The 26,203-nt window shown below is 73.9% G+C and carries 24 protein-coding genes and 3 pseudogenes; 20 read left to right on the top strand and 7 right to left on the bottom strand.

Annotation, left to right across the window (positions count from 1 at the left end; genetic code table 11):
- The first annotated feature begins 76 nt into the window (after positions 1 to 76).
- A complete protein-coding gene (locus HW130_RS23010; protein ID WP_309140532.1) occupies positions 77 to 1,000 on the top strand; it encodes an EamA family transporter in 924 nt (307 codons plus the stop codon).
- A 241-nt stretch (positions 1,001 to 1,241) separates the two neighbouring features.
- Here HW130_RS23010 and HW130_RS23015 read toward each other — a convergent pair whose 3' ends face one another.
- A complete protein-coding gene (locus tag HW130_RS23015; protein ID WP_177151555.1) occupies positions 1,242 to 2,672 on the bottom strand; it encodes an amino acid permease in 1,431 nt (476 codons plus the stop codon).
- Between the two features lie 504 nt (positions 2,673 to 3,176).
- Between HW130_RS23015 and HW130_RS23020 the strand changes: the two genes are divergently transcribed.
- From HW130_RS23020 to HW130_RS23070, 11 genes are all read left to right on the top strand, one after another.
- Positions 3,177 to 4,649 carry an NAD-binding protein gene (locus HW130_RS23020; RefSeq protein WP_177151556.1) on the top strand — a complete coding sequence of 491 codons (1,473 nt, stop codon included), beginning with the start codon at positions 3,177 to 3,179 and terminating at the stop codon, positions 4,647 to 4,649.
- A gap of 752 nt (positions 4,650 to 5,401) precedes the next feature.
- Positions 5,402 to 6,364, top strand: a complete 963-nt coding sequence (locus HW130_RS23025; protein ID WP_177151557.1) for a UDP-glucuronic acid decarboxylase family protein — start codon at positions 5,402 to 5,404, stop codon at positions 6,362 to 6,364.
- 76 nt (positions 6,365 to 6,440) lie between these two features.
- Positions 6,441 to 8,105, top strand: coding sequence for a carbamoyltransferase C-terminal domain-containing protein (locus HW130_RS23030; protein ID WP_177151558.1), 1,665 nt, complete (start codon positions 6,441 to 6,443; stop codon positions 8,103 to 8,105).
- The gene (locus tag HW130_RS23035; RefSeq protein ID WP_177151559.1) at positions 8,102 to 9,175 is read left to right on the top strand and encodes a glycosyltransferase family 2 protein; all 1,074 of its coding nucleotides are present in this window, start codon (positions 8,102 to 8,104) and stop codon (positions 9,173 to 9,175) included. The genes HW130_RS23030 and HW130_RS23035 overlap by 4 nt, the downstream gene beginning before the upstream one ends.
- Entirely contained in the window at positions 9,172 to 9,825 is a 654-nt protein-coding gene (locus HW130_RS23040; RefSeq protein WP_177151560.1) for an HAD-IIIA family hydrolase, read from the top strand. Before HW130_RS23035 ends, HW130_RS23040 begins: the two co-directional genes overlap by 4 nt.
- Positions 9,822 to 10,907, top strand: coding sequence for a glycosyltransferase family 9 protein (locus HW130_RS23045; protein WP_177151561.1), 1,086 nt, complete (start codon positions 9,822 to 9,824; stop codon positions 10,905 to 10,907). Before HW130_RS23040 ends, HW130_RS23045 begins: the two co-directional genes overlap by 4 nt.
- Entirely contained in the window at positions 10,904 to 11,869 is a 966-nt protein-coding gene (locus HW130_RS23050; protein WP_177151562.1) for a glycosyltransferase, read from the top strand. The genes HW130_RS23045 and HW130_RS23050 overlap by 4 nt, the downstream gene beginning before the upstream one ends.
- Positions 11,866 to 13,110, top strand: a complete 1,245-nt coding sequence (locus tag HW130_RS23055; RefSeq protein WP_177151563.1) for a glycosyltransferase — start codon at positions 11,866 to 11,868, stop codon at positions 13,108 to 13,110. Before HW130_RS23050 ends, HW130_RS23055 begins: the two co-directional genes overlap by 4 nt.
- Before the next feature lie 96 nt (positions 13,111 to 13,206).
- Positions 13,207 to 13,839: an SIS domain-containing protein gene (locus tag HW130_RS23060; protein ID WP_177151564.1), complete on the top strand. Its 633-nt coding sequence runs from the start codon at positions 13,207 to 13,209 to the stop codon at positions 13,837 to 13,839.
- On the top strand, positions 13,836 to 15,239 hold the full coding sequence (gene rfaE2, locus HW130_RS23065; RefSeq protein ID WP_177151565.1) for a D-glycero-beta-D-manno-heptose 1-phosphate adenylyltransferase: 1,404 nt from the start codon (positions 13,836 to 13,838) through the stop codon (positions 15,237 to 15,239). Before HW130_RS23060 ends, rfaE2 begins: the two co-directional genes overlap by 4 nt.
- Before the next feature lie 54 nt (positions 15,240 to 15,293).
- Positions 15,294 to 16,373: a glycosyltransferase family 9 protein gene (locus HW130_RS23070; protein WP_309140533.1), complete on the top strand. Its 1,080-nt coding sequence runs from the start codon at positions 15,294 to 15,296 to the stop codon at positions 16,371 to 16,373.
- A gap of 86 nt (positions 16,374 to 16,459) precedes the next feature.
- On the opposite strand, the gene HW130_RS23075 is transcribed toward HW130_RS23070, so the two are convergent.
- Positions 16,460 to 17,734, bottom strand: a complete 1,275-nt coding sequence (locus HW130_RS23075; protein WP_218183887.1) for an MFS transporter — start codon at positions 17,732 to 17,734, stop codon at positions 16,460 to 16,462.
- A gap of 520 nt (positions 17,735 to 18,254) precedes the next feature.
- On the opposite strand from HW130_RS23075, the gene HW130_RS23080 reads away from it, so the two are divergent.
- The 3 genes from HW130_RS23080 (at position 18,255) to HW130_RS23090 (ending at position 19,935) form a co-directional block, all read left to right on the top strand.
- On the top strand, positions 18,255 to 19,001 hold the full coding sequence (locus HW130_RS23080) for an SDR family oxidoreductase (protein WP_177151566.1): 747 nt from the start codon (positions 18,255 to 18,257) through the stop codon (positions 18,999 to 19,001).
- A 120-nt stretch (positions 19,002 to 19,121) separates the two neighbouring features.
- Positions 19,122 to 19,538 (top strand): DUF2795 domain-containing protein, encoded by a 417-nt coding sequence (locus tag HW130_RS23085; protein WP_177151567.1) that lies wholly within the window; start codon positions 19,122 to 19,124, stop codon positions 19,536 to 19,538.
- A 37-nt stretch (positions 19,539 to 19,575) separates the two neighbouring features.
- The gene (locus HW130_RS23090) at positions 19,576 to 19,935 is read left to right on the top strand and encodes a hypothetical protein (protein WP_177151568.1); all 360 of its coding nucleotides are present in this window, start codon (positions 19,576 to 19,578) and stop codon (positions 19,933 to 19,935) included.
- 49 nt (positions 19,936 to 19,984) lie between these two features.
- Here HW130_RS23090 and HW130_RS23095 read toward each other — a convergent pair whose 3' ends face one another.
- Positions 19,985 to 20,812 carry a galactosyldiacylglycerol synthase gene (locus tag HW130_RS23095; RefSeq protein WP_177151569.1) on the bottom strand — a complete coding sequence of 276 codons (828 nt, stop codon included), beginning with the start codon at positions 20,810 to 20,812 and terminating at the stop codon, positions 19,985 to 19,987.
- Here HW130_RS23095 and HW130_RS23100 point away from each other — a divergent pair.
- The gene (locus tag HW130_RS23100; protein WP_177151570.1) at positions 20,811 to 21,644 is read left to right on the top strand and encodes a DMT family transporter; all 834 of its coding nucleotides are present in this window, start codon (positions 20,811 to 20,813) and stop codon (positions 21,642 to 21,644) included. The two genes, HW130_RS23095 and HW130_RS23100, sit on opposite strands and share 2 nt — an antisense overlap.
- Complete coding sequence (locus HW130_RS23105) at positions 21,638 to 22,393, top strand: polysaccharide deacetylase family protein (protein ID WP_375256573.1); 756 nt, start codon at positions 21,638 to 21,640, stop codon at positions 22,391 to 22,393. Before HW130_RS23100 ends, HW130_RS23105 begins: the two co-directional genes overlap by 7 nt.
- A gap of 39 nt (positions 22,394 to 22,432) precedes the next feature.
- Here the strand turns inward: HW130_RS23105 and HW130_RS23110 are convergent, their stop codons facing one another.
- From HW130_RS23110 to HW130_RS23120, 3 genes are all read right to left on the bottom strand, one after another.
- Complete coding sequence (locus HW130_RS23110) at positions 22,433 to 22,837, bottom strand: ChaB family protein (RefSeq protein WP_177151571.1); 405 nt, start codon at positions 22,835 to 22,837, stop codon at positions 22,433 to 22,435.
- Positions 22,838 to 22,988: 151 nt separating this feature from the next.
- Positions 22,989 to 23,477 carry a hypothetical protein gene (locus tag HW130_RS23115; protein WP_177151572.1) on the bottom strand — a complete coding sequence of 163 codons (489 nt, stop codon included), beginning with the start codon at positions 23,475 to 23,477 and terminating at the stop codon, positions 22,989 to 22,991.
- Positions 23,478 to 24,044: 567 nt separating this feature from the next.
- Positions 24,045 to 24,248, bottom strand: a complete 204-nt coding sequence (locus tag HW130_RS23120) for a hypothetical protein (protein ID WP_177151573.1) — start codon at positions 24,246 to 24,248, stop codon at positions 24,045 to 24,047.
- Positions 24,249 to 24,519: 271 nt separating this feature from the next.
- Here HW130_RS23120 and HW130_RS23125 point away from each other — a divergent pair, with 271 nt between their 5' ends.
- Complete coding sequence (locus tag HW130_RS23125; protein ID WP_177151574.1) at positions 24,520 to 24,882, top strand: hypothetical protein; 363 nt, start codon at positions 24,520 to 24,522, stop codon at positions 24,880 to 24,882.
- A 168-nt stretch (positions 24,883 to 25,050) separates the two neighbouring features.
- Here HW130_RS23125 and HW130_RS23130 read toward each other — a convergent pair.
- A pseudogene (locus HW130_RS23130) lies at positions 25,051 to 25,681 on the bottom strand (SDR family NAD(P)-dependent oxidoreductase); the annotation flags it as partial.
- A gap of 63 nt (positions 25,682 to 25,744) precedes the next feature.
- On the opposite strand from HW130_RS23130, the pseudogene HW130_RS37015 reads away from it, so the two are divergent.
- A pseudogene (locus HW130_RS37015) lies at positions 25,745 to 25,873 on the top strand (FCD domain-containing protein); the annotation flags it as partial.
- A 70-nt stretch (positions 25,874 to 25,943) separates the two neighbouring features.
- Positions 25,944 to 26,042 (top strand): annotated as a pseudogene (locus tag HW130_RS37020) (hypothetical protein); the annotation flags it as partial.
- Positions 26,043 to 26,203 lie beyond the last annotated feature (161 nt).

A 26,203-nucleotide genomic window follows, 5' to 3' on the forward strand; every position in this document is an offset into this window, starting at 1 on the left:
TTGTCCACGAAAGGTGGCCGGTCGGTCCACTTTCGGCCAGTGGACAGAAACAGACGGTTGCCGCTGCAATGGGCCGGTGACCGCCACCTCCGACACGTCCGCCGCCGCCCTGCCGACCGCCTCCTCCCCGACGGTCACGGCCCCGGCTCCCGGCCGCCGCATGATGCCCGGACCGGTTCTCGTCCTCGTCGCCATGCTCCTGCTCCACACCGGCAGTGCGCTGGCGACCGAGCTGTTCCACTCCCTCGGCCCGGCGGGCACCACATGGCTGCGCCTGACCTTCGCGGCCGTGCTCCTGCTCCTGGTCACCGGCGGGTCCCTGTGGCGGACACTGCGCACGGTTCCGCGGCGCGACCTGCTGGCCACCGGGTTCCTCGGCGTCGTGAGCGCCGGAATGATGCTGCTGTTCTCCGAAGCCGCTGCCCGCCTGCCGCTCGGCACCGCCACGGCGCTGGAGTTCCTCGGCCCGCTGACCGTCGCCGTGTTCGCGTCCCACCGGGTCAGGGAGCTGGCGTGGCTGGCGCTCGCGGCGGCCGGCGTCGTCCTGCTCACCTCGCCCTGGACCGGCTCCACCAGCCTGACCGGTGTCCTGTTCGGCCTGGGGTCGGCCGCCTGCTGGGCGCTGTACGTCGTCGGCACCGCGCACGTCGGCAGCCGCCTGTCCGCGCCCCACGCGCTGGCCGTCTCCCTCGCCGTCGCCGCCGTCGCCGCCGCACCCTTCGGAGCGCCGGGCGCCCTCGGCGCGCTGACCTGGCAGACGGCCGCCGCCGCGGCGGGCATCGCCGTCCTGATGCCCCTCCTGCCCTTCCTGCTGGAGATGAAGGCACTGCAGCGCATCGGCAAGACCACGTACGGCACGCTGGCCGGTCTGGAACCGGCCGTCAGCCTGCTGGCCGCCATGGTCCTGATCTCCCAGACCCCCGCCGTGCCGCAGATCGCCGGCACGGTCCTCGTGGTCGCCGCGGGCATCGGGGCCACGCGGGCCGAGTCACGACGGTGAGCCGCCGGGCGCACGCCCGGCCCCCGAGGCCGTCCGCCTTGGTGTCGCCGATGTAGCCGTCGACGCCGGCCGTGTCGAGGAGACCCCGGGGCCCGCTGCACATGCGGCAACCGCGGTTGCCTCCGGACGCCGGCCGGCCAGTCCGCTCTGCTCGAACGCGCGAACGTCCGCTGGACCTGAGCTCCCGCCCCGGACGCGGGGGCGCGGGCCGGCGTGCCGGCCCGCGCCCCCTGACCGCCCGCTACCGCAGCCGGGTCCTGTCCCGGACCACACCGATGCTCACGACGAACGCGGCGGCCAGGAGGGACAGCACGACCTGCCGGCGACCGGAGTCGTCGAACAGCATGTAGACGAGCACGAACGAGATCATGGCGATGGTGGCCCAGGTCAGGTAGGGGAAGAGCCACATCCGGACGACGAGCCTGTCCGGGGCCTCTCGCAGGATGATGCCGCGCATCCGCAGCTGGGTGAAACAGATGACCAGCCAGACGAACAGGGCGACGGCACCCGAGGCGTTGAGCAGGAACTCGAAGACGGTGTCCGGCCACTTGTAGTTGAAGAACACGGCGAGGAAGCCGAAGGCGACCGAGGAGACGATGGCGGCCATCGGGACGCCGCGCGCGTTGGTGCGGGCGAAGGTCGCGGGCGCGTCACCTCGCTGTCCGAGGGAGAAGGCCATGCGGGAGGCGGTGTAGAGGCCGGAGTTGAGACAGGACAGCACGGCGGTCAGGATGATCACGTTCATGATCTGGCCGGCGTGCGGGATGCCGATGGAGTCGAGGGCAGCGACGTACGAGCCGTCCTCCACGATCGACTTGTCGTTCCACGGCAGCAGTGTGACCACGACGAAGATCGAGCCGAGGTAGAAGACGGCGACACGCCAGATCACGCTGTTGGTGGCCTTGGAGACAGCGCGCTGGGGGTCGGCGGACTCGCCCGCGGCCAGAGTCACGATCTCGCTGCCCATGAACGAGAAGACGACCATCAGGATGCCGGTGAGGATCGCGCCGTAGCCGTTGGGGAAGAAGCCCCCGGCGTCGGTGAGATGGGCCAGACCGGCGCCCGGGTTGTCCGAACCGGGCAGCAGTCCGAACACGGCGAGACCGCCGACGACCACGAACGCCCCGATCGCGACGACCTTGATGCCCGCGAACCAGAACTCGAACTCGCCGTAGGAGCCGACGGAGACGAGGTTGGTGGCCGTCAGGACGACCATGACGATCAGTGCCCAGCCCCATTGCGGGACGGCGGGCACCCAGCCTTCGAGGATCTCGGCGGCGATGGTTGCCTCGACGGCGAGGACCACGACCCAGAAGAACCAGTACAGCCACCCGATCGAGAAGCCCGCCCAGCGGCCGAGCGCCCGGTCCGCGTAGGCGGAGAAGGATCCCGAGCTGGGATCGGCCGCGGCCATCTCGCCCAGCATCCGCATCACGAGGACGACCATCAGGCCCACGAGGGCGTACGACACGAGGATGGCCGGTCCGGCGGCGGCTATGCCCTTGCCCGAGCCGGCGAACAGGCCCGCTCCGATCACCCCGCCGATGGCGATCATGGACAGGTGGCGGTTCTTGAGACCGGCCTTCAGACCGTCGGCGGACGCATGGTGCCGTCCGTCCCCGGGATCGCCGCCTGCCGCGGTGGCGGTGGTGGTCGTCGGTTGCGCGCTCATGGGGTTCCTCGACTTTCGCAGGACTGAAGGAGGTGCGTGAAGCAGGCGGATTCGCGGGCCGGCACGGAGAAGAGGACGGCACACGCACACCACACGGAGGGGCCGCAGGCTCCCGAGGCTCTGCGGCGGGCTGTCACGGCGCTTCTGCACTCACAGCCGGAACTGCCGGTTCGGCGGTCCGGATCGTAGGCACAGGTCCGGCCGGACGGCCAGGGCACGGGAGAGATTTCCCGTTCCTGACGCGAAACGGCCCCGGCCTTTGAGCATCTGTCTGACCAGGGCGGGTGAGCGTGTGACATTTGTCTGTGGTGCCGCCTGCGGGCCGCTCCTACCTTCGGGAGACACATCGAACGACGCGTCAGGGCGATCCCCGCGCTCGTCCTCCGCCTTGCGGCGCCTCTATCGGAGGTCGCTCCCCGCCCTGTACCGGGGCCGGCCCTGGGCGTACTGCCGCAACGCGATCCGCTGGTCCGTGCGGCTGTCCCTGCGACCTCGACCGGACCGATGACTGCAACCACCGCCTCCGAACCCTTGCGCACCGGTGACTTCACGGAGCGGCGCACACACCACACGGCCGGATCCCCGCTTCCCGAGAGCGGTGGGCCGGGTCGGCGTTTCGTCGTGATCGGCAGCGACGTGGCGCGCAAGGTGTGCGGCTCCCTGCAAGCGGCCGGACACGACGTGCACCATCTCACCCAGCCCACGGACGAGGATCTCCGCCGAGCCCTGAAGGAGGAAGTGGCGGGTGTGGCGATCCTGCTCGACGACGACGTCGAGTCCCTGCGCTACGCACTCGCCGTCGAACACATCCGTCCCCACGTCACGTTGGTGGTCACCGTCTTCGACCGGACCGTCGCCGAGCAACTCGTGCGCGTGGTCCCCAACTGCGAGGTGACCTCACCGGCCGATGTCGCGGCGCCGGTCCTGCTGGCCGCCTGCCTCCAGCCCGACCTCCTCGCGCTCAACCGCACGCCCTCCGGCCATGCCGGTGCACGCTGGGCGGGGGAGGGCGTACGGCTCGAGCCGTACCGGCCGCCGCGGTCGCTGAGGTACCGGGCGCGGCTGGGCAAGATCCGGGGGCAACTGCGGCCCCACGACGGCAGTTCACGCATCATGCTGACCGGCCTCGCCGGCCTGCTCGCCGTCCTGCTGTCGGACTGGGCCTGGTTGATGGCTCTGCACCACCGCCCGCCCGTCGAGGCGCTCTTCGAGGCGACGCGCACCGTGTCCACCGTCGGGCCCGTGTCGGTGCACGGCGAGGACGTCGCGTACCCGGCGTTCGCGATCGTCGCGATGCTCGTCACCATGGTGTTCACCGCCGTCTTCACCGCGGGCATGATCGACCGCCTGCTCGCCCCGCGCTCCGTCGGCATCGTCGGGCCGCGGGCGCTGCCGCGTGCGGGCCACGTCGTCGTCGTGGGCCTCGGGCAGGTGGGGCTGCGCCTGTGCACCCGGCTGCAGGCCCTCGGCATCGGTGTGATCGCGGTCGAGCGGGACCCGGCGGCCCCCAACCTGCGTCTGGCCAGGGCGATGGGCCTGCCCGTCGTCGTCGCCGACGCGAAGGACAGGTTCGTCCTGCGCAGGCTCGGCCTGCACAAGGCGCAGGCGATGGCGGCGGTGGCGTCGGACGACCTGGACAACATCGCGGTGAGCGTGGCGGCGTTGGCAGTCGCGCCGGAGTTGCGGGTCGTGATGCGCGCGGGCGACCACGAGGCGATCGCGGAGACCCGTTCACTGTTCAAGATCGGCATCGTCCACGACCTGGGCAGCCTGAGCGCCGCGTACACGACCGCGAGCCTGACCGGGCTCCGCCCCCGAGGAGTGCTGGCCCACGACGGGCGGCTCCTGGTGGAACGCGGGGACGGCCGCTTCACGCGCTGGCCGCACCCGGGCCGCTGCGACCACCCCCAGGACGACCGTGCCCAGTGGCCGGGCGCGTCCCCGCCGCCGGATCGCGGAGCCGACGCCGACGGCTGAAGTCGCCCCGCGTGGGTTCCTGCTCGTTGCGGCGAGGCCGCTCCTGGCGCTGTGCGCCGCGGGGCCGGTCGCCGCCTGCTGGGCGGGCGTCCCGAGCGCGGGGATCGTGCCGACGCCGACGGGCGCGCGCCGCCAGGCCCGGCTCGTGCGGCGAGGCGGCTCTTGGCGCTGAGGGCAGGGGCTGCGCTCGCTGCGGGCCCGAGCGCGGGCTCGTGGCCGATGCCGACGTGCGTGGCCCCGAGTCCCGCCTCGTTGCGGCGAGGCCGCTCCTGGCGCTGTGCGCCGCGGGGCGCCGTCGCGCGACCACGGCATCCATGCCGGAGGCGGCTGCCCTGCGCCCGAGCCGGTCGTGAGCCTGATCAGGCTGAGCCCACAGTCACGCGCCGCAGACGGCGCCGGCCGGACGGCGTCAGCGCCTCACGCGCGCCGGCCTGCCCCGGCCGGACTTCTGCCAGGCGGGCGGCTGTATCCACGTTTCGTGGATACCTGGAGGCAGTAGCGCATGATCAGCAGGCCGTGACCAAGCCTGTGACCGGCCTTGACACAGGGAGGGACCTGCGGAAACCAACTCTTCGTCCCGCATGCCTTCACGCACCGTAATTCATCCGAATGCCACGTCGCCGTGCCGTCTGCGGCGTCGCCCGGCAGGGTGATCGCAGGTCTCGCGACCGGCCACCTGCCGGTCAGGGCCCCGCGCCGGTCGGCGCCGACGACGGCCCAGGCGATCGCCGCCCATGCCAGAGGAGACGGACATGACCAACGCTTTCTCGCCCACCTGGGAGCACGCCGTCGTCACCGGCGGCGCGGGGTTCGTCGGTTCGCACCTGTGCACGGCGCTGCTGGAGGCAGGCACTGACGTCACATGCGTGGACGACTTCAGCACCGGACGGCCCGAGAACATATCCGAGCTCCGAGACCGCCCCGGATTCACCCTGGTGGAGGCCAACGTCTCGGAGCCGCTCACCGTCGACCGGCCGCCCGACCTCGTACTGCACTTCGCGTCGCCGGCGTCCCCAGCGGACTACCTGCGTCTGCCCCTGCACACCCTGGAGGCCGGCAGCCTCGGTACCCGCAACGCCCTAGCTCTCGCCCGCGGCAGCGGCGCACGGTTCGTCCTCGCCTCCACCTCCGAGGTCTACGGCGACCCCCAGCAGCACCCGCAGAACGAGCGGTACTGGGGCAACGTCAACCCCGTGGGCCCGCGCAGCGTGTACGACGAGGCCAAACGCTTCGGCGAGGCGCTCACCACCGCCGAGTACGACGCTCACGGCGTCGACACCGCGATCGTGCGGCTCTTCAACACCTACGGTCCCCGCATGCGCGGCTACGACGGGCGCGCGGTGCCGACCTTCGTCCGGCAGGCACTCACGGGTCAGCCCCTGACCGTGACCGGTGACGGGCTCCAGACCCGCTCGCTGTGCTACATCGACGACACCGTGCGCGGCATCCTGGCGGCGGCCGCCCACGGGATGCGCGGACCCGTCAACATCGGCAACCCCGCCGAGATCACCATGCTCGAACTGGCCCGCCTGGTCATCGAGCTGGCGGACTCGACCTCGGAGATCCGCTTCATCGAACGGCCGACGGACGATCCCGCCGTGCGCTGCCCGGACATCACCCTCGCCCGCGACAAGCTCCAGTGGGAGCCGCGCGTCGCCGCCGAGGAGGGTCTGCGGCGCACCATCGCCTGGTTCCGCGCCCACACGGACAGTTGATCCGGCCGAGCCCCTCCGGCCGCCTCCCCATGGCGCGGCCGGCTCCGCCCCGATCCGCCGAAAGGCCTGGCACTCCATGCGCATTCTTGGAATCAACGCTCTCTTCCACGACCCCGCCGCCGCCCTCGTCATCGACGGCCGATGCGTGGCAGCCGCGGAGGAGGAACGTTTCTCCCGGCGCAAGCACGGCAAGCGACCGGTGCCGTTCTCGGCCTGGGAACTTCCGGAGAAGGCCGCCGCCTGGTGCCTCAAGAGGGCCGGACTGCGCCCCCAGGACCTCGACGCCGTGGCGTACTCCTTCGACCCCGCCCTCGCCCGGCCCGCGGACGCCATGGGCCTGGACGACCCCTGGGACCACCTCAGGCTGACCTACGCCCGCCAGGCACCGGGATTCCTCGCGGAGGCGCTGCCCGGACTCGAGCCGCAGGCAGTGCGATTCGTCCCGCACCACATGGCGCACGCCGCGTCGAGCGCCTTCGCCGCGCCCGGTGCCGAGACGTCCTCGGTGCTGGTCCTCGACGGCCGCGGCGAGCGGGCCTCGCACCTGGCAGCGCACCGCGTGGGCGACCGCCTCGAGGCCCTGCACGCACAGGAGTTGCCGCACTCCCTGGGCCTGGTCTACGAGGAACTCACCGAACACCTCGGATTCCTGCGTTCCTCCGACGAGTTCAAGGTGATGGCACTTGCCTCGCACGGCTCCCCCCGCATGCTGCCCGAACTGCGCCGGTACGTGCACCCCACCGGTGACGGAGGCTTTCGGGCCACGGCCGTCCCCTGGTCCGAACTGTGCGCGCCGCGAGGCCCGGACGAGCCCTGGACCCAGGACCACGCCGACGTCGCGGCCGGCGCCCAGGCCGTCCTGGAGGAGACCCTCCTCGACCTCGTGCGCTGGCTGCACGGACGCACGCACGACAGCGTCCTCACCCTCGCCGGCGGCGTCGCGCTCAACTGCGTGGCGAACTCCCGTATCGCCCGCGAGGGCCCCTTCTCCCGCGTATGGGTGCAGCCCGCCGCCGGCGACGCGGGCACCGCGCTCGGGGGCGCCCTGCTCCTCGCGGCCGGCCAGGGCGACGACCCGCAGCCCATGACCGGCGCGGACCTCGGCAGGGACTGGTCGGACGCGGAACTGGGCGCCTGGCTCAAGACGGCGGCCGTGCCCTTCGAGCGGCCCGCGGACATCGCCGCGACCGTCGCCCGGGCGCTCGCCGACAACGCGATCGTGGCCTGGTTCCAAGGGCGTTCGGAGTACGGCCCCAGGGCTCTGGGCCACCGCTCGCTGCTGGCCCACCCCGGTCACGCGGGGAACCTGGAACGGCTCAACGACGTCAAGGGCAGGGAGCAGTTCCGGCCGGTCGCGCCCATGGTGCTCGCCGACCGCGCAGCCGGCATCTTCGACGGCCCGCTGCCCAGCCCCTACATGCTGTTCGTCCACGACGTGGCGGACGCCTGGAGGGAACGGATCCCGGCCGTCGTGCACGTCGACGGCACCGCCCGCATCCAGACCGTCGATCCCGAGAGCGAACCGCTGGTCGCCCGCATGCTCGGCGAGTTCGAGCGGCTCACCGGCCTTCCCGTCGTGGTCAACACCAGCCTGAACACGGCCGGCCGTCCCATGGTGGACGACCCGCGCGACGCCCTGGAGTGCTTCGGCTCCGCACCGGTCGACCTGCTGGCCATCGGGCCGTACGCGATCCGGCGCGCCGGTCTCTTCCAGAGCACCGACGAGGGAGCCATGCGATGACCGCCTTCGGACCGTGGTCGCCCGAGACCGCCTACGCCGTGGTCGTCCCCACCATCGGACGCCCCAGCCTGAACGTCTGCCTGCGCGCGCTGGCGGACGCCTCAGGACCGAAACCGGCACGGGTGGTCCTCGTCGACGACCGGCCGGCCGCCGGCGCCACGCCTCTCCCGGTCGAGATACCCGCCGCCCTGCAGCCCGTGACCACCGTCGTCCCCGGCCGCGCGCGCGGGCCCGCCGCTGCCCGCAACACGGGGCGCCAGTCGGCCGGTCCCGTGCCCTGGATCGTCTTCCTCGACGACGACGTGGTGCCCGGCCCCACCTGGGGCGAGGACCTCACGCGCGACCTCGCGGCCACGACGTACCGGACCGCGGGGGTCGCGGCCCGCATCACCGTGCCGCTCCCCTCGGACCGCCGCCCCACGGACTGGGAGCGCAACACCGCGGGTCTGGCCACCGCCCGGTGGATCACCGCCGACATGGCGTACCGCAGGGAAGCCCTGGACGCCGTCGGCGGATTCGACGAACGGTTCCGCCGCGCCTTCCGCGAGGACGCGGATTTGGCCCTGCGGCTCCTCGCCGCGGGCTGGACGCTGAACACCGGCACCCGCAGCACCACGCACCCCGTCCGCCCGGCCGACCGGTGGGTGTCCGTACGCCTCCAGGCGGGCAACGCGGACGACGCGCTGATGAACCGGCTGCACGGTCCCGACTGGTGGATCCGCGCGGACGCCCCGCGCGGACGCCTGCCCCGCCACCTCGCCGTCACGGCCGCCGCCGTGGCCGCCCTGTCGTGCGCGGCACTGCGGCGGCCCGCGGCGGCCGCCGGCTGCGCCGCCGCCTGGCTGGCCGGCACCGCCGAACTGGCCGCGGCACGCATCGCGCCCGGCCCGCGGACCCGGCACGAGATCGTCACCATGGCGCTGACCAGCGTCCTCATTCCCCCCGCAGCGACCTGGCACTGGCTGCGCGGCCAGGTGAGGCACCGCGCCACACCGCCGTTCGACCCGGTGGCCACGACGAGGCCGCCGCGCGCTCCGCGCGAGGCGTTCCGGCAGCGGGTGCTGCCATGACCTCGCCCTCCACGGTGCGCCCCCGGCGGCCCGCGACCGGTCCCTGGCTCTTCTACGGACCCAGGGGCGCGCGCCCGCACGCCGCCGCGTCCCGGCGGGGCACGGGTGCACACGCCGTTCTTCCGCAGGCGGTCCTGTTCGACCGGGACGGCACGCTCGTCGCCGACGTCCCCTACAACGGCGATCCCGCCCGGGTCACACCCATGCCGTCCGCGCCGGAAGCCGTCGCCGCCCTGCGCTCGCTGGGAATCCCGGTGGGCGTCGTCAGCAACCAGTCGGGCGTCGCCCGCGGTGTGCTGACACGACGTCAGGTCGAATCGGTGCGGCAGCGGGTCGACGCGCTGTTCGGACCCTTCGCGGTCTGGGCCGTCTGCCCCCACGGACCGGACGACGGCTGCGGCTGCCGCAAACCGGCGCCCGGCCTCGTGCTCGCCGCCTGCGAACGGCTCGGCGCGACCCCCGAACGCACCGTCGTCATCGGGGACATCGGCTCGGACATCGCGGCCGCCCGCGCGGCAGGCGCGCGCGGTGTGCTGGTGCCGACCCCGGCGACGCGCCCCGAGGAGATCACCGCCGCCGAGGAGACGGCCACCGACCTGATCGAAGCCGTCCGCCTGGTGTTGGCCCGTTCACCGGGTGGCCGCCGATGACGGCCCCCCGGACCCTCGTCGTCCGCCTGGACAGCGCCGGCGACGTCCTCCTCGCCGGACCCGCCGTGCGCGCGGTGGCGGCGGGCTCCTCGCACACCGCCCTGCTGTGCGGGCCGCACGGCGAGCAGGCCGCGCGGCTCCTGCCCGGCGTGGACGAGGTCCTCGTGTACGACGCGCCCTGGGTCGGCCTGGAACCGGCGCCCGTCTCGCACGAGGAGACCCGCGCCCTGCTGACGGCTCTGTCCGACGGCCGCTACGACCGCGCCCTCGTACTCGTCTCCTACCACCAGAGCCCGCTGCCCGTCGCCCTCCTGCTGAAGCTCGGCGGCGTCCGCTGGACCGCTGCCGACAGCGAGGACTACCCCGGCGCCCTGCTGGACCTGCGCCACCACCGGCTGCCCCGCCGTCACGAGGCCGAGGCCGCCCTCGACCTGGCCCGGGACGCCGGGTTCCCGCTGCCCCCTTCGGACTCCGGGGCGCTGCGCGTGTGCGACCCGCCCGACACCACCCACCTCACGGGACCGGAGCCGTACGTCGTGCTCCACCCCGGGGCGGCGGTCCCGGCCCGGTCGTGGAGCGCCGGGCGGGCGGCCCGTGCCGTGGCCGCGCTCACCGCCGCAGGACACCGCGTCGTCGTCACCGGCGGCACCGGGGAGAAGGACCTCACCGCCCGCGTCGCCGACGACCACGCCCTCGACCTCGGCGGTGCCACCGACCTCCCTCACCTCGCGGGTGTCCTCGCGCGGGCGAGCGTCGCCGTGGTCGGCAACACCGGGCCCGCGCACCTCGCCGCCGCCGTGGGGACGCCGGTCGCCTGCTTGTTCGCGCCGGTGGTCCCGGCCGAGCGCTGGCGTCCTTACGGCGTTCCGCACGTGCTGCTCGGCGACCAGCACGCGCCGTGCGCGGGCAGCAGAGCCCGTCGCTGCCCGGTCCCCGGCCACCCCTGCCTCGACGCCGTCACCGACAGCGCGGTGCTCCATGCCGTCACCGCGCTCGGCGGCGGCCCGGACACCGCAACCGCTCCGGCCGGAGCGGTCGTCCCGGGCCGGGCATCCGGAACAGAACGAGGAGCGAGCGTATGAACATCCTGCTGTGGCACGTTCACGGATCCTGGACGACCGCCTTCGTCCAGGGCCCCCACACGTACCTCGTTCCCGTCACACCACGCCGTGACCCGGACGGTCTCGGCCGCGCCCGCACCTTCTCCTGGCCCGACGCGGTCCGGGAGGTGACGCCGCAGGAGCTGGGCCGGACACAGGTCGACCTCGTCCTCCTCCAGCGCCCGCACGAGATGGACCTCGCCGAACGCTGGCTCGGCGGACGCCGCCCCGGCCGCGATGTGCCCGCCGTCTACCTGGAGCACAACGCGCCCGACGGGAGTGTCCCCGACACGCGGCACCCCTTCGCCGACCGCGACGACCTGACGCTCGTCCATGTCACCCACTTCAACCGGCTGTTCTGGGACAACGGCTCCACCCGCACCCACGTCGTCGAACACGGCATCGTCGACCCTGGGCACCAGTACACCGGGAACCTGGCCCGCGCGGCCGTCGTCGTCAACGAGCCGGTCCGGCGCGGCCGGTACACCGGTACGGACCTGCTGCCGGCCCTGTCGGAGGCGGCCCCCCTCGACGTCTTCGGCATGCGTACCGAGGGCCTCGCCGCACACCTCGGCCTCCCCGCCGACCGGTGCCGCACGGCCGATCTGCCGCAGCAGGAACTGCACACCGCCCTCGCGGAGCGCCGGCTGTATCTGCACCCGGTGCGCTGGACCTCCCTGGGACTGTCCCTGCTGGAGGCCATGCACCTGGGCATGCCCGTCGTGGCCCTCGCCACCACCGAAGCGGTGGAGGCGATCCCGCCCGGCGCGGGCACGCTGTCCACCCGGCCCGAGGTGCTGGCGCGGGCCGCCCGCCGCTACCTGGCCGAACCGGAAGCCGCGGCCGAGGACGGCGCGCGCGCCCGCCACGCAGCTCTCGAACGGTACGGGCTCAAACGCTTCCTGAACGACTGGGAGCGTCTGATCACGGAGGTGCGCTCATGACATCCCTCGGCCCTCTCCCCGTCGGCACACTGTCCATCGCGCTCGTCTCCGAACACGCGAGCCCGCTCGCCACCCTGGGCGGCGTCGACGCGGGCGGACAGAACGTGCACGTCGCGCGCCTCGCCTGCGCACTCGCCGACCGGGGCCACAGCGTCACCGTCTACACCCGCCGGGACGCCCCCGACCTCCCGCAGCGCGTACGGCTGCGCGACGGCGTCGAGGTGCACCACGTGCACGCGGGACCTCAGGAGAAGATCCCCAAGGACGAACTCCTGCCGCACATGCTGGCCTTCAGCCGCCACCTCGTCCGCGAGTGGCAGGCGCGCCCGCCCGACCTCGTGCACTCGCACTTCTGGATGTCGGGTCTCGCCTCCCTGGAGGCGGTCGCCGACCTGCGGCTCCCGCTGCTGCAGACGTACCACGCGCTCGGCACGGTGAAGCTGCGTCACCAGAGGCAGCTCGACACCAGCCCGCCGGCGCGCATCGCCTGCGAGAAGGAAGTGGGTCTGGCGTGCGACCGGGTGATCGCCACCTGCCGCGACGAGGTCGTCGAACTCGGCAGGATGGGCATCCCGGCCCACCGGATCAGCGTCGTTCCGTGCGGCGTCGACACCGATCACTTCACGCCGCACGGGCCGGTCGCCGACCGGGGTCCGTACCGCCACCGGCTGCTGCATCTCGGCCGCCTCGTGCCGCGCAAGGGCGCGGCGGTCTCCATCGCCGCCCTCAGCCGGCTGCCCGAGGCCGAACTCGTCGTGGTCGGTGGCCCTCCGGCGGACCGGCTCGACGACGACCCGGAGGTCCGCCGGCTGCGCCACATCGCGCAGTCGGAGGGAGTCGCCGACCGGGTCACGTTCACCGGCGGCGTCCCCTCGGAGAAGGTCGCACCGCTGCTGCGGAGCGCCGACGTGGTGCTCTGCCCCGCGGACTACGAACCGTTCGGAATCGTGCCCCTGGAGGCGATGGCCTGCGGCAAGCCGGTCGTCGCCAGCGCGGTGGGCGGCCAGCTCGACACCGTCGCCGACCCGGCCACCGGCCGTCTCGTGCCGCCCGGCTCTCCCGATGCCCTCGCCCGCGCCACGGCCGAACTCCTCGCGGACCCCGCCCTGCGGGAGACATGCGGGGCGGCAGGCCGCCGCCGCGTCCTCAGCCGCTACGGCTGGCCCAGGGTCGCGGCGGCCACCGAGACGGTGTACGCCACGGTGCTCGCCGCCCGCTACGCCATGACAGGAGCGACCTGAGACGCACGCCGCCGTGCGAACCCTCGCGCAGCACCGACGCCCGAAGGAGGTGCGGGTCAGGCCGTCGTCCCGTACGACGCGCCGCCCCCGACGACGATGAGCGAACACCTTGCACTCCAGGACGCGCACCAGCACTGCCAGTCGCTGCAGGACGCGCTCGGCCGGTTCCGCCGGCACGGCATCGGCCGGATCGCGGACTGGGCCGCACACCTCGCCGCGGTACTCCCCGCCGGCGGCCGCCTGCTGGCCGCGGGCAACGGCGGCAGCGCCGCCCAGGCCCAGCACCTCACCGCGGAGCTCGTGGGACGGTACCGGCAGGAACGTCCCGCCTTCTCTGCCATCTCCCTGCACGCGGAGACGTCCAGCGTCACCGCCATCGGCAACGACTACGGGTTCGACCAGGTGTACTCCCGGCAGGTGTCCGCGCACGGCCGCCGCGGCGACGTCCTCGTCCTGCTGTCGACGTCGGGGCGCAGTGCCAACCTGATCTCCGCCGCCGTGACCGGCCGGGCGGCCGGACTGCGCGTCTGGGCCATGACCGGGCCGGGCCCCAACCCGCTGGCCGAGGCGGCCGACGACGCGCTGTGCATCGACGCCCCGTCCACGGCGACCGTGCAGGAGGCCCATCTCGTCGCCGTGCACCTGCTCTGCGAATGCTTCGACGCGGCGTCACCGGTCGCCGGGACGGTCGTGAACCGGCCCGTGGCCGTGCACCGGAGGACCTCGTGACCGGGCTCGCGCCGCTCGTGGTCGTCGGCGACGTGCTCCTGGACGAGGACGTCGACGGCGTCGCCACCCGCCTGTCGCCCGATGCGCCCGCCCCGGTCGTCGACGTCACCGGCGACCGGCGACGGCCCGGCGGAGCCGGACTGGCCGCCGCGCTGGCAGCCCGCGCCGGCCGGGACGTGACCCTGGTGACCGCGCTCGGCGACGATCCGGCCAGCGAGGTCGTGCGGACCGCTCTGCAAGGCCGCGTACGGCTCGTGGAACTGCCGCTCGAAGGCTCGCTCCCCGTGAAGACCCGGGTCCTGGCGGGCGGCCGGCCCCTCGTACGGATCGACCGCGGCGGCGGCATCCCCGGCACGCCGGACGGTGCCGTCCGCGACGCCCTGGAGCGGGCCCGTGCCGTCCTCGTCGCCGACTACGGGCGGCACACGGCGCGAGCCGTACGCGACGAACTCGCCGCCGCGGCCCGTCGCGTACCGCTGGTGTGGGACCCGCATCCGCGGGGGGACGCGCCGGTGCCCGGGGCCCGGATCGTCACGCCCAACGCGGCGGAGACCCGTGCCCTGTGCAACGCCGACACGGGTGACTCGCTGCGCGCGCACGCCCGTCGGGGCTCGGACCTCGCGGACCGCTGGCGGGCCGCTGCCGTCGCCGTGACGCTCGGCGAGCGGGGCGTGATGCTGACACTGCCGGGCGGCGGGACGCCGATGCTGGTGCCCGTCCCCTACCGGGCCGAGGGCGACCCGTGCGGCGCCGGCGACTGCTTCGCCGCCACGACCGCCGCGGCACTGGCCGACGGCGCGCTCCCCGAGGAGGCCGTGCAGCGGGCCGTGGCCGAAGCGGCCGCGTTCGTCGCGGCGGGGGGTGCCGGGAACTCGGCCCTGTGGCGGACGGCGGCTCCGGCCGCGCCCCCGCGGACCCGCGAGACCGACCCGTTCGCCCTGGCCGGCGAGGTCCGCGCCCGCGGCGGCACGGTCGTCGCCACCGGCGGCTGCTTCGACCTGCTGCACGCGGGCCATGTGGGGCTGCTGGAGAGCGCGCGGCGGATCGGCGACTGCCTGATCGTGTGCGTCAACTCCGACGCGTCCCTCGCCCGCCGCAAGGGTCCGGGCCGGCCGCTCAACCACCTGGCGGACCGCGTACGCGTCCTCGCGGCGCTCGGCAGCGTGGACGCGGTCGCGGTGTTCGACGAGGACACCCCGGAGGCGCTGCTGAGCAGACTGCGCCCGGACGTGTGGGTGAAGGGCGGCGACTACGCGGTCGAGGACCTGCCCGAGGCGGAGGTCCTGCGGGCGTGGGGCGGCCAGGCGGTCGTCCTGCCCTACCTCGACGGCCGCTCGACGACCCTGCTGGCCCGCCGCGCGGCGCAGGCCGCCGTACGGTCCGGCCCGTCCCCGGCCTGACCGCCCCGGCACTGCCGGTCCGGGCCGCCTTCACGCGAGAGAGGTGTACGTGACGTGAGCACGCCCCGCCATGCGGCCCCCCGGGACGACGGCGACCGGGCGGTGGCAGCGAGCCCGCGCGTGCTGGTGCTGCGCGCACTCGGCCTGGGCGACCTGTTGACGGCGGTGCCCGCGCTGTGTGCGCTGCGCCGGCACCTGCCCGGCCACGACCTCGTGCTCGCCGGACCCCGCAGGCTGGCGGCGGCGGCCGCTGCCACCGGCCTGGTGGACCGGCTGCTGCCCACCACGGCGACCGGACGGGACGTGCCCGCCGAGCTGGCCTGGAGCGGACCGGAACCCGACGTCGCCGTGGACCTGCACGGCAACGGCCCGCCCAGCCACCTGCTCCTCCAGCGGCTCGGCCCCCGACGCCTGCTCGCCTATGCGCACCCCGGCACGCCCAGGATCGCCGGGCCGGTGTGGCGGGAGGACGAGCACGAGCGGGACCGCTGGTGCCGGCTGCTCGCCTGGTACGGCATCGCCGCGGACCCCGGCGAGGTGTGGATCCCGCCCGCGCCCGTCCCCTCCCCGGCCCCGGGCGCCGTCGTGATCCACCCCGGCGCCGACGCGGGCGCCCGCCGCTGGCCGCCCGAGCGGTTCGCGGCCGTGGCGGGAGAGCTGCACCGCTCGGGCCAGGATGTCGTGGTGACCGCCGGTGCGGGAGAGGGGCCGCTCGCACACCGGGTGGCGTGCGCGGCGGGCCTGCCGCCCGGGGCGGTGCTGGGAGGCGGGGACGACGTCCCCTTCGAGCGGCTCGCCGCGCTGGTCGGGCAGGCGCGCTGCGTGGTGGTGGGGGACACCGGGCTCGCCCACCTCGCGACGGCACTGGGCACGCCGTCCGTCGTCCTGTTCGGCCCGGTCGCACCGCGGCTGTGGGGGCCGCCCGCCGGCGCACGGCACCGCGTGCTGTGGCACCCCGGCGGGGACGACTCGCCCCGCCCGGGGGACGCCCACGGACGGCTCCCGGACGAACGGCTGCTGAGGATCGGTGTCGACGAGGTCGTCGACGCGGTCCGCGCCCTGCCGGAGCCGGAGCCGGCTCGCTCGCGCGGGCCGGCGGCGGGGCCCGGAAGGACCGCGGTGGCGCAGGCATGAGCCCGCCGCCTCGGCGGCGGCCGCCCCGACCTCGCCGGCGGCAAGGGCGGCCGGCGCGTCGGCGAGCGGTGATCAGGCCGTGGTGGTCAGGCGGCGGTGATCAGGGCCGGGCGCTGTTCGGCCGCGACGGTCTCCTCCGTGCGCAGCACCACGGGCGGGGCCGTACGGCGACGGTGCAGGAGGCAGCCCGCGCCGATCGCGCCCGCGATGAGCAGTCCACCGGTGACGAGGGCGCCCCGCGCCCCGGCGAGCTCCATGAGCAGGCCGAGCGCCGGCGGTCCGGCCAGACCCCACAGGGTGCGGATGCTGCCCCAGACGCCGAGGACACGGCCGCGCAGGTGCGCGGGCGGGTCCGTCTGGAGGACCGTCGTCCCGGCGGTGTCCGACACGGATTCGACCACGGCCATGGGCAGAACGAGGACCAGCAGCACGGCCAGCGACGGCGACAGTCCCGCCACCACCTGGAGCAGGGCGCCCGCGGCGGCCAGCGTGCCGACCAGGCGTACGGAGGGCTTGCGCAGCCGGGCGCCGAGCACGGCGCCGACGATGCCGCCCACCGCGAGAACGGTGGACACCGTGCCGAACGCCCCGGCGCCTCCGGCGAGCGGACCCGTGACGAGGACCGCCAGGGTGAGGCCGTAGTTGCGTCCGAACATGGCACTGATGCCGCTGATGCCGGCGAGCGCGACCAGGCGCGGGCGGCGCATGAAGAACGCCAGGCCCTGACGCACCGTCATATCGTCCTGGGGCGCCGCGCCCCCGTCCCCGCGCCGCGGCGCGGGCACTGCTCCGCGTTCCGCCCGCGGGACCGTCTTGTGCACGGGACGCAGGAAGGGGATGACGCAGGCGACGAACACGAACGAGAGCCCGTTGGCGGCATAGGCGGCGCCGGTGCCCAGGAAGCCGACCGTCGCACCCGCGAGCGCCGCGCCCGCGAGCCGCCCGGCGTTGTGCACCAAGGAACCCACGCCGATGGCGGAGGGCACGTCCTCGGTGCGGACCAGGTCGTTGCCCAGCAGCGCACACGCCGGCCCGTCGACCGTGGCGATCACACCGGTGACGGCGGCGAGCGCCATCAGGATGCCGAGGTTGAGCTGGTCGAAGGCCACCAGGAACGCCGTCAGGAACGCCACGGCACCGAGCAGCGCCTGGCTGGCGGCCGCGGTCAGTTTGCGGGGCCAGCGGTCGACGGCGGCGCCGCCCGCGACACTCATCAGCAGGCCAGGCGCCGCCTGCACGGACATGGACAGACCCGTCGCCGCAGCGGAGCCCGTGATCTGCAGGACCAGCAGGTTCTGCACGGTCAGCTGCATCCATGTACCGGCGTTGGAGACGAAGTTCGCGACGGACCACCAGCGCATGCTGCGGTACCTGAGGGAACGCCAGGGCGAGCGGTCGGTGGCGGACGCGGACGTGCCGGAGCGGACGGCGGAGGAAGAAGACACAGTGAAGTACCGGGAGGCAGGTGCGGCATACGGCGGACGTCGGACGGCCGGCTGCTCTGCGCGGCTGATCCACCGGATCTGTCTGGTGCCGTGGCGCCCGGGGGCGGTTCACCCCGGGAGACGGCGTCGACCATCGTGGCAGACCGGAACGGACAAGAGCCGCCGCGGGGCGGCGCGGTGACGGCGGCCGGTCCGCACAGCCCTTGTGCCGCCTGGGAATCCGTACTTCTCGTGTGCTTGCTCACAGGGCCGGCCGGGACGGCAGGGCCGGTGAGCGCGGGGCCGGTGAAGGTGACGGCGGCCACTCCCACGGGCCCCGGGAGGCGGCCTAGTACGGCGTGCCGCGGGCACCCGGCGGAGTCACAGTGAGAGACGGAGCGGTTTCCCGGCGCACACGGTGGTACCGGTGACGGTGCAGTCAAGGAGAGGCAGGGACATGGGCAGCGCAGTGCAGGTCGATCTTCGGGGAAAGCAGGCACTGGTGACCGGGGGCGCCCGGGGACTGGGAGCCGCCATCTCGCGCAGGCTCGCCGGGGCGGGGGCGTCGGTCCTCGCGGCGGACGTACGGAAAGAGACCGCACGGGAGCTGTGCGAGGACCTGACCCGGGCCGGTCACGACGCCCGCTTCGTGGAGCTGGACGTCTGCGACTCCGCGATGGTCGCGGACGTCTTCCGCGATCTGGACGCGGAAGGGCAGGCGGTGGACATTCTGGTCAACAACGCCGCCGTCGACGTCTCCAAGCCGATCGAGCACCTGACGGCGGAGGAGGTGACCCGCGTCGTCACCACCAATCTCCTGGGCCCCATGTACCTGTGCCTGGAGACGTATCGCCGCATGATCGCGCGCGGCGGCGGACACATCGTCAACATCCTCTCGACAGCGGCGAACCGCACCTGGACCGAGGCCGGACCGTACTCGGCGGGCAAGTCGGGCCTGCGCGCGTTCACGCACACCCTCTTCAAGGAGGCGCAGCGGGACTGCCCGGGGATCGGCGTCACGGGCATCATCGCCGGCGGCATGGAGACGCCGTTCATCCTGGAGCGGTTCCCGGACGCCGACGTCTCGATGCTGCAGAGCCCCGACATCGTGGCCGACACACTGCTGTACGCCCTTTCGGTGCCGCCCGGCAGCGCGGTCTCCGAACTGGTCGTCGTGCCGCGCAAGGAACCGTCCTGGCCCTGACCGCCGCACAGCGCGCTCCGGCACCGGTCGACCGGTTCGTATGGGTTTGCCGTACCCGGGTACCCGGCCCTGCGGCAGGGCAGCCCAAGCACGCGCAGGAACGAAGGAGGCGCCCAGGACATGAACAGGATGGAGCGAGGCAGCAACCCGGTGAGCCCGCGCGAGGACGACGAGCGGAAGCACGAACTGGAGGGCTACCTCCGGTCCGGCCAGCACACGCACGCGGAGGAGGCCCACGACCCCGAGCCCACCGCCGACGACGACGTCGTGGTGCACCCGGGCGGTCCGGTCCCGCCCCCCGGAGAGGCCCGCGAGCAGGCCGAGGCGCAGGCCGGCGCCGACGCCCTGCGCCTGGAGATCGCCCGGCACCTCGACCGGACGGTTTTCCCGGCGGACCGCCGTGCCGTGCTGCGCGCCCTGGAGGAGAGCCACGCGCCCGAACCGGTGCTGGAAGAGGCGCGCCGGCTCCCGGAGGACGGCACTTTCCACAACGCGGACGAGATCGTCAGGGCGCTCGGTCACCGGCCCACCACCTGAGGAACCACGAGAAGGACCACGACCGAAGGAGTGAACGATGGCCGACGACAGGACGTCGGGGGCACCGAAGCACGGCGCACTGCCGCTTCCCGACTACGACCACCTCGGCCTGGAGGCGGTGAAGCAGCGCGTCCGGACCCTGTCGCAGGACGGGGTGCGGCAGCTGCTCGCGTACGAGGAGGCCCACGCCAACCGGCTCCCCGTGGTCCAGGCGCTGCAGGTCCGGCTGGAGGAACTGGAGTCGGGGGCCGCGCCGTCCGGCGGCTCCCCGGCCGGGCTCACACCGGAACAGGCCCCCGGGCCGAGCGGGGGAACCGGGGTGTCCCCGCAGACGGCCGGCCCGCCGGTCAATCCGCCGTCCCACGGCACGCCGCAGAATCCGGCGCAGCCCCGCTGAACGGCCGCGTACGTCGCCGGCCCGGCCCGCCCCCACTCGGCGGGCCGGGTCATGAAGGGCCGTGGTCCGCGGGCCCGGGGAGGCAGAAGTCACTGATCAGTGCGGCGGCGTCGGCGGTGAACGCCGCCGCGCCGCGGGCGCACTGCCGGTCCCGTGCGGCTCCGGCGGACGCCAGCCGGTCCACGGCCCGCAGCAGGTCCGGCAGATCCCGGGCGTGGACGCAGAGGCCGGCCGCCGCCATGCTCCGCACGCCTTCGGCGCCGTGGCCCGGGAGGGGCCGGTAGCCGATGACGGGAACGCCCGAGGCGAGCGCCTGCACCGCGGTCTGCCCGGCCGCATTGTCGATCAGGACCCGCACCGACGCGAGGAGCTTGGGCATGTCGGGGACCCACCCCTGCCCCAGTACGCCCGGCAGCTGGGCCGTGCGTCGCATCAAGGCACGGTCGCGCCCGCACAGCACGACGGGCAGCCATCCGTGGTCCGCGAGCGACCGCGCGGTGTCCGGGACCGCCGAGCCCACACCCCACGCGCCCGTGGACAGCAGCACGGGTGCCCGGCCGGGCGCCAGCCGCGCGAAGTCGGACTCCCAGTGGGAGGGCACGCGGGCCCTTGTACGGAACGGGGGCGCGACGACCGGTCCCGACACCAGCGCGGGCCGCCCGGTGTCCGAGCGGACCGCCGCCGCGGCCTCCTCGGTGACACACACGTACAGGTCGTTGCCCGGGTGCAGCCACCCTCGGTGCACCGCGAAGTCCGTGAGGAAGACGGCCGCGGGTACCGCCAGCGTTCCCCGGGCACGCAGCCGTCCCGTGATCTCGGCGGCCAGGTGGAACGTGGAGACGACCGCGTCCGGCCACCACAGCTCCACCAGCTCCATGAGTCTGCGCTCCGTGCTCCAGCGGCGTGCCGCCGCCGAGGAGGCGGACCCGTCCTCCGAGCCCGCCCGCCCCTGGTCCTGGGCGGTCCGGCTGGTCCGGCGGCCGATCTGGATCTGGGGAGCGGTCCTGCTCGCCGTCTCGGGGCTGTGCCAGGCGGCCGCCCTCGCCACCGGCCCGCTGTCGGTCGTGCAGCCCGTCATGACCACGGAACTGCTCTTCACCCTGGCCATCGGCGGCATCGTGTTCCGCCGCCGCCCCGACGGCCGCACATGGTGGGCCTTGCTCGCCATGGCCACGGGCCTCGCCGCCTTCCTCGCACTCCTCGAACCGTCCGGCGAGCCGACGACCGTACCGGGAGTCCGGTGGCTGTGGGCGGCCGTCGCCGTCGCGACGGTGGTCGTCGCGCTCGTCGCCGTGTCACCGCGCCTGTCGTCCGCGCCGCGGGCGGCCGTCCTCGGCACGGCGACAGCCCTCGGCTTCGCCTGCACCGCCGCGCTGATCAAGGACGCGACGGGACGGCTGGACGAAGGCGTCGCCGCCCTGTTCGCCGCGTGGCAGTTGTACACCGCGTTCGCCGTCGGACTCGGCAGTTTCCTGCTGCTCCAGGTGACCCTGCGGGCGGGCACGCTCGTCGCCTCGCAGCCCGCGCTGATCCTGGGAGACGCCCTGCTCAGCGTGGTCCTCGGCTCGGTGCTGTTCGGCGAACACGTGGAACTCGGACTGCGGATCCTGCCCGAGGCGGCCGCACTGGCCGTACTCGTCGCCGGCACGGCGCAGCTGGCCAGGTCGCCCCTGCTCGGGGGCGAGGAAGACAAGGAGGCAGCGTGGTGACCACCCCACACACGGCCGCGGCCGACGGGCGCAGGCCCGCAGTCCCGGCCGCCGCCGCTGCGGCTCTGGCGGTGACGGCATGGCACATCGGGCCGGCGGCCACCTGGATCCCGTCCGTCCGGGCGGCGCTCGCAGCGACCCTCGACGGTCGTGGGGATCCCCGCCGGGTGGCCCTCACCTTCGACGACGGCCCCGACCCCCGCAGTACCCCCGACTTCCTCCGCGCCCTCGACCGGCTCTCCGTGCGCGCCACGTTCTTCGTGCTCGGCAGCAGGCTCGCGCGGCATCCGGAGCTGGGGCGCCGCATGGCCGCCGAGGGCCATGAACTGGCCGTGCACGGCTGGCGCCACGAACGCGGCTGGGCGCCCCGCCCGGTCCGCGAAGCGCACGACGTGGCCCGAGCCGCGGACGCCGTCCACGGAGTCTCGGGCGTGTACCCCAGCTGGTACCGGCCCGCCTACGGTGTCCTCACCGGCGGACGCTGGGCAGCGGCGCGCCGTGCCGGGCTCACGCCGGTGCTCTGGTCGGCCTGGGGACGCGACTGGACCGCATCCGCCACCCCCGGCAGGGTCCTCGCGGAGGTCACGAGCACCCTGCGCGGGGGTGCGACGGTGCTGCTCCACGACACCGACGCGTACAGCGCGGCCGGATCGTGGCGGATCACGCTGGCCGCGCTGCCCTTGGTGGTGGAGGCGTGCCGGTCCCGCGGACTGACGGTGGGACGGCTCGCCGACCACGGCATCGGCTGACCGGTGACGCCGACCGGGGACGGCCCCGTCCCACCCGTCTCACCGTGAACGAGCCTGGCGGGTCTTCGAGCGGTTCTCCTTGCGAATGGCCTCCAGCAGCTCGGACCTGCTCATCCGGGACCGGCCCGTGATGTCCAGGCGCTGGGCCAGGTCGTACAAATGCTGCTTGGTGGCGTTCTCGTCGACGCCCTCACCACTGCGGGCGGGCCGCTGCCGCGGCGTCCGAGCGCGCGGGTCCGACGGTCCCTTGCGGCCGTGTTCCTTCCGCTCCCAGTGGTCGGCGACCTTCTCGTGCGTGTGCTTGAGCGCGCTGAAGGCGACCCGATGGGCCCGCTCGCCCTCGCCGTACTGCTCCACGGCGGAATCGTGAGCCTTGATCCATGTGCGCTGTGCGTCCTTGGACGAGCGCTCCAGCGTCGAAGGGAGCTCTTCGCGTCCTGGCATGGTTCACCTCCGGTGCGATGCAGGCCGTGTGCCCTCTGCGCTCCGGACGAAACGGTGCCGCGCGGGGAACGCCGACGACCGCGCAGAGACTGCGCGGTCGTCGGGGACGCCGGTTCCGGCGTCCCGAGTCGCAGTGACGCCCGTCCTGCCGTCAGCCGAGGCAGAGGACGAGCAGGCACACCTCGCTCGGCGACGTGGTCGCCGTCTGCGACGGCGTCGCCTCAGGACGGTCCTCGCCCGATGTACCCGAATCGCCCGTGCTGCCCGAGGTGCTCGGCTTCTGCGCGGCGGAGTCGTCGGCGGTGGGCTGCGGGGCCGGGGCCTCGGAGCGCTGTGCGTCGGGCCGTGCGGCCGTCTCGGTGACAGGGCGCTGCGGCGGAGGCGTGGCCGCGGGGCGGGCCACGGTGATCGTCGCCGTCCGCTGACGAGGGACGGCCGTCGGGGAGGGACGGGTGTCCGGCTTCCGCGTCGCCGGCTTGGTCGGCTCCGCGGACGGCGAGACGGGCTCGCTCATCCGGGCCGCGTTGGGGGTGACGGTCTCGGGTGCCGAGACCGCGTTCATCTTGCCCTTGGAGGACCCGGAGGGCAGCGCCGCGATGGTGAGGCCGCCGCCGACGAGGGCGATGGCAGTCCCGGCCACGGCGCGCCGCCGGCTCTTCTTCCAGCGGGCGAGCTGTCGCCGCCGGGCCGCACGGCCCGGCGCGCCGGAAGCGGTGGATCCGGAGGCCGTGACTGCTGCGTCGCCCGCGGAGCCGTCCGATATGGCCGTCCCCGCCCGTGCGCCGGTGACGGTTCGGGAACCGGGGCCGGACGGCGACTTGGGAGCGGGCGACCGCTCCGCGCGGAACGGACCCCACTCCGCCGTGGCCGTCGTCGCCGGGTCACCGCTGTGAGAGGGCGGGGCGATGTCCGGTGCGTACGCGCCGCAACCCGGGCACACCAGAGCTCCGTTGAGGTGCCGACGACATGACGAGCAGTAGTCCATCTGCAAACTTTCTGTGCTGCCGGAGCTGCCAGAGACATCGGCGCCTTGTGCGCTCTCGCGCATGGGTTCGGTCGGCCAGCAACGCTAGCCACGATCTCGGCAGGCGCTGCGCATTACTTGTGATGCTTCTGCAAAGATCGGCCGCCGACCGTGACCTCGCGGGGGTGCCGGGGCACGCGGGCGGGACCCGGCGGCCGGGCCGGGGAGCCGGCCGCTGAGGCGTCAGCCGGTCCCGGTCACCACGTCCCACGACGCCGTCGCGAGGTCGGGGGCACGGTCCGGCTCCGTCTGCGAGGCGCCGTCGCGCGCCCGTACGGCCATGCCCTGGAGGACGGGGGTGCAGTACGCCGCGTCCGCGTCCGCGTTCGTGTCGGCGTCGAGGGCCCGCGCCGCCGCGCTCCCGTCGGTCGCGTCGTAGAGGGCCACTGCCTCGAGGAAGAGCGGAGCCGTCGCGTGGCCGGGCGGCGTTGCGGGCCGTTCGGTCTCGGGCGACGGGAATTCTCGTAGTCGTCGGTATAGGGCCTGTCCGGCCTCCGTGTAACGCTTCGTCCGCGTGCGGCGCAGTTTCGGGCAGGGGTGCGAGGAGCGCCCTGTATGCGGTCACGGCCGGGATTTCTCCCGCTGCGGGAATTCCCTTTTGCGCAGTGACCGAACTTCCGTGCCGTCGAGGCGGTGTACGCGTCAGATTGGGACTCCAGTGAGTAACACCGAACCCCTGCCGGACCAGCGGCAGTACGACTTCAACCAGGGCGGCGACCCGCGCCGCTCCCGTGACGGGGACGGGTCCGCCGCACGCCGGGCCGCCCTGGTCATCCACACGATCGCCGACATCGCCGCCGTGTTCCTGGGGCTGTGGATCCTGCTCTACCTGCTCGAGGCCAACCGTTCGAACATCTTCGTCGAGTTCGTCGAGGGGATGGCCGACTGGCTGGCATGGTGGTCACAGGACATTTTCACGATGGACACGGACGGTCTCCGCGTTCTCCTCAATTACGGACTGCCCGCAGTGATCTATCTCCTGGTCGGTCACGGTGTCTCCTCGCGAGTCCGCCGCCTCTGACCGAATTCCCGATGTATTCACGGCCCGTTCGGGTGTGTGGAGAAAAGGAGAAAACCGAGCGAAGGACGTGCAACTCTTTCCGCCGCGGGCCGGCCCGCACACCGGGCCGACAGGGGGCCGGCGTCCACAGGGACGCCGGCCCCCTCGCGTCGGCCGCTCAGGTGCGCAGGTGCGCAGGTGCGAGGCTCCGTTGACGTCCAGGACCGTGCCCGAGCACCACGTGGCTTCGGGCGAGGCGAGATGGAGCACGGCGGAGGCGATCTCCTCCGGGGCCGCGACACGGCCGAAGGGACTCTGCGACCGGATCTGCTCGCCCTCCGCGCCGCTGAGCCTGTCGGCGACCCGCTCGGTGGCGACGAAACCGGGCGCCACCGAGGCGACCGCGATGCCGTGCGGCGCGAGCGAGACGGCCAGCGACTGGCCGAACGCGTGCCAGCGCCGCCTTGGTGGCGCCGTACGCCGGATGGTCGGGCTCGCCCCGGAACGCGCCGCGCGAGCCGACGTTCACGATGCGCCCGGCCCGGCCGCCGTCGATCATGCGGCGGGCGGCGCAGTAGCTGACGTTGACCGCGCCGAACAGGTTCACGGCGGCGGTGCGCTGCCACGCCTCCTGCCAGTCCGTGTACGACGTAGTGGGCAGCGGGTGACGGATCATCACGGCGGCGTTGTTCACCAGGACGTCCACACCGCCGAGCGCCTCGTCGGCCTCGGCGACCAGGGCTTCGACGCGCGCCGCATCGGTGAGGTCGCCCTGGACCAGTGTGTGGCCGCCAGCAGGGGCTCGGTCCGCGAGGGCCTGTCCGTGCTCGCCCGGGAGGGGCTCATCCGGAGCGAGTGGCACTGCGGCACGAAGATCATCGACGTGACACCGGACGAGGCGGAGGAGGTCTACGCCGTCCGGGCCGCTCTCGAACGGCTGGCCGCGCGCCTCGCCGCCGAACGCGCCACCGAGGAGGAGGTCGCCGAGCTGGACAGCATCGTCGACACCATGGCGGCGGAACTCGACCGCGGCGCCCGACGGACCCCGCCTGCTCGCCCTCGACCTCGACTTCCACGACCGGATCTACCGCCTGGCCCGCATCCGCCGACTGTACGACGGCTGGGCGGCGGTGCGCTCGCAGGTCCACCTGTTCCAGCCGACCCGCGTCCGGCTCGGGTACGACAACTACCGCGCGGTGGTCGTCGAGGAGCATCGCGAGCTGGTGCGGCTGATCAGGGGAACGGGACGTCGTGACGTTGCAACAGGCCGCCGAGGAGCATGTGTTGTCGGCCTGCCGGGTACCGTGCGGGCAGCTCGGCCGGGGAGCCGTCGTCTGATCGG

Origin of the sequence: Streptomyces sp. PKU-EA00015 (assembly GCF_013387495.1) — a bacterium.
GTDB lineage: Bacteria > Actinomycetota > Actinomycetes > Streptomycetales > Streptomycetaceae > Streptomyces.